The organism is Mycobacterium interjectum (assembly GCF_900078675.2).
Taxonomy (GTDB): Bacteria; Actinomycetota; Actinomycetes; order Mycobacteriales; family Mycobacteriaceae; genus Mycobacterium; species Mycobacterium interjectum.
Map to the genome: position 1 here is coordinate 861676 of NZ_LT546236.1, position 5760 is coordinate 867435.

At 71.0% G+C, this 5760-nt stretch carries 5 protein-coding genes and 4 pseudogenes; 8 read left to right on the forward strand and 1 reads right to left on the reverse strand.

Annotated features, from left to right (window positions below):
• From BN4348_RS34220 to BN4348_RS34240, 6 genes and pseudogenes are all read left to right on the forward strand, one after another.
• Positions 1-438, forward strand: a 438-nt coding sequence (locus BN4348_RS34220) for an electron transfer flavoprotein subunit alpha/FixB family protein (protein ID WP_142308641.1), incomplete at its 5' end; no start/stop codon positions are given.
• Positions 439-580: 142 nt separating this feature from the next.
• Positions 581-1000 (forward strand): annotated as a pseudogene (locus BN4348_RS62680) (GNAT family N-acetyltransferase); the annotation flags it as partial.
• Positions 1001-1121: 121 nt separating this feature from the next.
• Entirely contained in the window at positions 1122-1913 is a 792-nt protein-coding gene (locus BN4348_RS34230) for a lysophospholipid acyltransferase family protein (RefSeq protein WP_084453965.1), read from the forward strand.
• Between the two features lie 33 nt (positions 1914-1946).
• Entirely contained in the window at positions 1947-3446 is a 1500-nt protein-coding gene (gene mnmA / locus BN4348_RS62115; protein ID WP_084453966.1) for a tRNA 2-thiouridine(34) synthase MnmA, read from the forward strand.
• 138 nt (positions 3447-3584) lie between these two features.
• Positions 3585-3689, forward strand: a pseudogene (locus BN4348_RS62685) (aminomethyltransferase beta-barrel domain-containing protein); the annotation flags it as partial.
• Positions 3690-3774: 85 nt separating this feature from the next.
• Complete coding sequence (locus tag BN4348_RS34240; RefSeq protein WP_066909250.1) at positions 3775-4059, forward strand: DUF4190 domain-containing protein; 285 nt, start codon at positions 3775-3777, stop codon at positions 4057-4059.
• A gap of 6 nt (positions 4060-4065) precedes the next feature.
• On the opposite strand, the gene BN4348_RS34245 is transcribed toward BN4348_RS34240, so the two are convergent.
• Positions 4066-4704: a sensor domain-containing protein gene (locus tag BN4348_RS34245; RefSeq protein ID WP_066909253.1), complete on the reverse strand. Its 639-nt coding sequence runs from the start codon at positions 4702-4704 to the stop codon at positions 4066-4068.
• 86 nt (positions 4705-4790) lie between these two features.
• On the opposite strand from BN4348_RS34245, the pseudogene BN4348_RS34250 reads away from it, so the two are divergent.
• Both BN4348_RS34250 and hflX read left to right on the forward strand, forming a co-directional pair.
• Positions 4791-4922, forward strand: a pseudogene (locus tag BN4348_RS34250) (methionine synthase); the annotation flags it as partial.
• Positions 4922-5760, forward strand: a pseudogene (hflX, locus tag BN4348_RS34255) (GTPase HflX); the annotation flags it as partial. The pseudogenes BN4348_RS34250 and hflX, both read left to right, overlap by 1 nt.

Consider the following 5760-nt stretch of genomic DNA (forward strand, 5'->3'; position numbering starts at 1 on the left):
CCCGCCGAGAACGCCACCAAGATCACCGCCCGCGAGCCGGCGGTCGCCGGTGACCGCCCCGAGCTGACGGAGGCCACCATCGTGGTCTCCGGCGGCCGCGGCGTCGGCAGCGCGGAGAACTTCAACGTCGTCGAGGCGCTGGCCGACTCGCTGGGCGCGGCGGTCGGTGCGTCGCGCGCCGCGGTGGACTCCGGCTACTACCCGGGCCAGTTCCAGGTCGGCCAGACCGGCAAGACCGTGTCCCCGCAGCTCTACATCGCGCTGGGCATCTCCGGGGCGATCCAGCACCGTGCGGGCATGCAGACCTCCAAGACGATCGTCGCGGTCAACAAGGACGAAGAGGCGCCGATCTTCGAGATCGCCGACTACGGCGTGGTGGGCGACCTGTTCAAGGTGGCTCCGCAGCTGACCGACGCGATCAAGGCGCGCAAGGGCTAAAACCCCCGTTCACCAGCAGTTAACGGCCCCGCAGGCTACCCGCGGGGCCGTTATCTTTTCGCGACGTTTCGTCATCTGACGTGCACCGACACGTCACAGCGTCGATGCCGAATAGCACAACGACTGCGCGACGTTGTTTCCCATGAGCATCGCTTCTGTCCTGATAGCCGCCGCCCTGCCGGACGGCGCGGCGGCCGGCTCGGCCGGGCCCCGCTATTCGCTGTTGCTGTCCACCGACCCCGGCTTGATCGAGGCGGCGCAGCGGCTCCGGTACGACGTGTTCAGCAGCACGCCGGGATTCACATTGCCGACGGGCGGCGCGGCGCACATCGACGTCGACCGGTTCGACGAGCACTGCGATCACCTGCTGGTCCGCGACGACGACACCGGCGAGTTGGTGGGTTGCTACCGGATGCTGGCGCCCGCGGGTGCCATCGCCGCCGGCGGGCTTTACACCGCAACGGAATTCGACGTTCGCGCCTTCGACTCGCTGCGGCCGTCGCTGGTGGAGATGGGGCGCGCGGTGGTCCGCGACGGCCACCGCAACGGCGGCGTGGTGCTGCTGATGTGGGCCGGCATCCTGGCCTACCTGGACCGCTACGGCTACGACTACGTGACCGGCTGCGTGTCGGTGCCCATCGGCGACGCGTCGGACGGGGACATGCCGGGCAGCCAGCTGCGCGGTGTGCGCGACTTCATCCTCGACCGGCACGCCGCGCCGCCGCAGTACCGGGTGCGCCCGTACCGGCCGGTGCGCGTCGGCGGGCGGGCCCTCGACGACATCCCGGCGCCGCCGCGCCCNGCTGGCGCTGGTGCCCCTGCCGGGCCAGGCGCGGGTGCAGCGGTTCTACTGCCGGGTGGTGCTGCGCTGCTTCAGTGTCCGCATCAGCGTGTCGGGCAGCCCGATCCGCAACCTGCGCGGCGTCCTGGTGGTCAGCCCCCACATGTCCTGGCTGGACGTGTTCGCCATCGGGTCGGTGCTGCCCGGGTCGTTCGTGGCCCGCGCCGACCTGTTCGGCGACCTCTCGGTGCGCCTGCTGAAGATCATTCCCATCGAACGCGCCAACCTCCGGCGGCTGCCCGGGGTGGTCGAGACCGTCGCGCACCGGCTGCGCGCGGGTCAGACCGTGGTGGCGTTTCCGGAGGGCACCACGTGGTGCGGGCTGGCCTGCGGGTCGTTCTATCCGGCGATGTTCCAGGCCGCGATCGACGCCGGTCGTCCCGTGCAACCGCTCCGGTTGACCTACCACCACGTCGACGGCTGCGTGTCGACCGCTCCCGCCTTCGTCGGCGACGACACCTTGTGGCGGTCGATGTGCCGGTTGCTGGCCGTGCGCCGCACGTGGGCGCATGTTCACGTGGAATCCCTGCAGCTGCCGGGCACCGATCGGCGGGGGCTGGCCCGCCGTTGCCAGTCGGCGGTGGGCGTGGGGGTCCCGCAGCGGTCCGGTCGCCGCCACGTGCTGGTGGGTTAACTGACTAGACCTGCAGGTATCGTGGGGCGCGTCATGGTCTACCTCGATCACGCCGCCACCACCCCGATGCATCCCGCCGCCATCGAGGCGATGACGGCCGTGCTCGGCACGGTCGGCAACGCGTCGTCGCTGCACACCAGCGGCCGGGCGGCGCGGCGGCGCATCGAGGAATCCCGCGAGCTGATCGCGGCCAAGCTGGGAGCGCGCCCGTCCGAGGTCATCTTCACCGCGGGCGGCACCGAGAGCGACAACCTGGCCGTCAAGGGCATCTACTGGGCCCGGCGGGCCGCCGATCCGCAGCGCCGGCGCATCGTCACCAGTGAGATCGAACACCACGCCGTGCTGGACTCGGTGAACTGGCTCGTCGAGCACGAGGGCGCCGAGGTGACCTGGCTGCCCACCGCCGCCGACGGCTCGGTGTCGGCGGCCGCGCTGCGCGAGGCGCTCACACGCCGCGACGACGTCGCGCTGGTGTCGGTAATGTGGGCCAACAACGAGGTCGGCACGGTGCTGCCGGTCGGCGAACTGGCCGCCGTGGCCGCGGAGTTCGGGGTTCCGATGCACAGCGACGCCGTGCAGGCGGTGGGGCAGTTGCNCTGCTGTTCGAAAGAAGACGCCTCGGACGCGCGCCGCGTCGCCGACGTCCTCGGAATCCCCTTCTACATCTGGGATTTCGCGGAGCGGTTCAAGGCGGACGTGATCGACGATTTCGTCGAGTCCTACGCCCGCGGCGAGACCCCGAACCCGTGCGTGCGGTGCAACCAGCGGATCAAGTTCTCGGCGCTGTCGGCGAAAGCCCTTGCGCTGGGCTTCGACACGGTGGCGACGGGCCACTACGCACGGCTGTCCGGCGGGCGGCTGCGCCGCGCCGTCGACCGGGACAAGGATCAGTCGTACGTGCTGGCCGTGCTGACCGCCGAGCAGCTGCGGCACGCGGCGTTCCCGATCGGGGACACCCCCAAACCGCAGATCCGGGCCGAGGCGGCCCGTCGCGGCCTGGCCGTCGCCGACAAGCCGGACAGCCACGACATCTGCTTCATCCCGACCGGCGACACCCGGGCCTTCCTGGGGGAGCGCATCGGGGTGCGGCGCGGGGCCGTCGTCACCACCGACGGCGCGGTGCTGGCCACCCACGACGGGGTGCACGGTTTCACCATTGGGCAGCGCAAGGGCCTGGGCATCGCCGGGCCGGGACCCGATGGCCGCCCGCGTTACGTGACCTCCATCGACGCCGAGACGGGGACGGTTCAGGTGGGCGGGGCCGCCGACCTCGACGTCCGCGCGCTGGTCGGGCGGTCCCCGGTCTTCACCGCGGGGGCCGCACCCGGGGGGCCCGTCGAGTGCGCGGTGCAGGTGCGGGCGCACGGTGAAACGGCCGGCGCCGTCGCCGAATTGGTGAATGACGAGCTCGTCGTTCGGTTGCGGGTCCCGCTGCGCGGTGTGGCGCGCGGCCAGACGCTGGTGCTGTACCGCCCGGACGCCGACGGCGACGAGGTGCTCGGCAGTGCCACGATCGCCGGCACCTCGGGCTGACCCCGCGATTCCAAGAATTCGTAGAGGATGCGGCAAGGGCCGTCGCCGAACCTTTCCCTGACAGCCAGGAAAGGAATCGGCACACATGTGCACACACCAGATCACGGCACGGGAGGTGCCGACCGTCCAGACCAACGCCCTTGCCATCGCGNGGCGCGCGGCCAGACGCTGGTGCTGTACCGCCCGGACGCCGACGGCGACGAGGTGCTCGGCAGTGCCACGATCGCCGGCACCTCGGGCTGACCCCGCGATTCCAAGAATTCGTAGAGGATGCGGCAAGGGCCGTCGCCGAACCTTTCCCTGACAGCCAGGAAAGGAATCGGCACACATGTGCACACACCAGATCACGGCACGGGAGGTGCCGACCGTCCAGACCAACGCCCTTGCCATCGCGGCGTTCGTGCTGAGCCTCACGGGCATGTACGGCAGCCCGATCTTGAGCGGCATCCTCGCCGTGGTCGCGTTGCGCCAGGCCAGGCGCCGCGGGCAGAACGGTTTCGCGCTGGCGATCGCCGCCCTGGCGGTCTCGGTGGCCTTCACGGCCCTGCACGTCGCGATGTGGATCCACACAGGTCAGGCGAATTTCGAGTTGTTCACGACGGCGCACTGGTGAGCTAGATCATTGGACGTTGGCGGCGATGTTCGTCATCACGATGTCGGACACCGATTGCGCAAAGCCGCAGAACGTGACCTCCACCATGGCCACCGACAGCACCCGGTAGTCGCGCCCGCACCCGCCGGGCGCCAGGTGCAGCGAGTTGGCGTTGGCGGTCCAGTCGCCGACCAGCAGCTGGCCCGACGAGCCACCCGCGCAGTTCCCGACGGCGGTCACCAGGGCGCCGAAGGCGCGCCGCGCGGTGTCGACGTCCGGATAGGCCGCGGCGCCCTCGGAGATCAGCGCGCCGTCGGGCGGGTCCTGGAAGGTGGTCTTGTGGAACTCCTCGATGTCGGGCCCGAACGTCGCCGTCTCGGCATAGAGGAACCGGCATTCGGCGGGCGCGGTGTCAGCGAGTGCGTCGATGTCCACCGGCCGGCTGCCATCCATGGAGGGAATGATCGTCAGGTGCTCACCGGCGCCGGTGATCGCGCGCATTCGCGGCTGGTCCAGCAGGATCGTGTCGACGTTGACGCCGTGCACGCCCTTGGCGGCGGGCCCGAATCCCGGTAGGGCGGTGCCGCCCACCACCCGGGTGCACGCCGTCAGCAGCACCGCGCCGCACAACAGCAGCCGCCCCGTGAGTCTCGCTCTGCGCCACACCCTTCGCACCCTTCTCGGCTTGAACCTACCCGCCCCGAACACCCCTGGCGACCGGCGTGCGATCCGACGTCGAATACGGTTGGCCGGTGAGTGTTTTCGCCACGGCCAGCGGTGTCGGATCCTGGCCCGGCGCCGCCGCCCGTCCGGCCGCCGAGGTTGTCGTCGGCGAATTGGCGGGCGCGCTGGCCCACATCGTCGAGCTGCCCGCCAGGGGAGTGGCTGGGGCGAGTCGATGTCGAGGCAGGCCGGCGGCCGCGCCGGTGGCAGCGGCGGCGGCGTGGGTTTGCGCGGTCCCGGTGAGACCAAGATCGAGACCGACCGTCGCCGCATCCGGGAACGGATGGCCAAGCTGCGCCGCGAGATCAAGGACATGAAGCAGGCCCGCGACACCCAGCGCAGCCGCCGGCTGCACAGCGACGCCCCGTCGATCGCCATCGTCGGCTACACCAACGCCGGCAAATCCAGCCTGCTCAACTCGCTGACCGGGGCCGGGGTGCTGGTGCAGGACGCGTTGTTCGCCACGCTGGAACCCACCACCCGGCGCGCCGAACTCACCGACGGCCGGCCGGCCGTCCTCACCGACACCGTCGGGTTCGTCCGGCACCTGCCCACCCAGCTGGTCGAGGCGTTCCGCTCCACGCTCGAGGAGGTCGTCGACGCCGACCTGCTGGTGCACGTGGTCGACGGCTCCGACGTCAACCCGGTGGCCCAGATCAACGCGGTCCGCCAGGTGATCTCCGAAGTGATCGCGGACCATGACGGCAGCCCGCCGCCCGAGCTGCTGGTGGTCAACAAGGTCGACGCCGCGAGCGACCTGACGCTGGCCAAGCTTCGCCACGCGTTGCCCGGGGCGGTGTTCGTCTCCGCGCGCACCGGCGAGGGCATCGACGACCTGCGGCGGCGGATGACCGAGCTCGCCGCACCCACCGACACCGCCGTCGACGTCGTGATCCCGTACGACCGCGGCGACCTGGTCGCCCGGCTGCACGCCGGTGGGCGCGTCCAGCAGGAAGAGCACAACGCCGACGGCACCCGCATCCGGGCGCGCGTCCCGGT

Excerpts from the sequence above, each read along its gene's own strand:
- BN4348_RS34240 (WP_066909250.1), top strand. The coding sequence starts at position 3,775 with ATGTGCACACACCAGATCACGGCACGGGAGGTGCCGACCGTCCAGACC.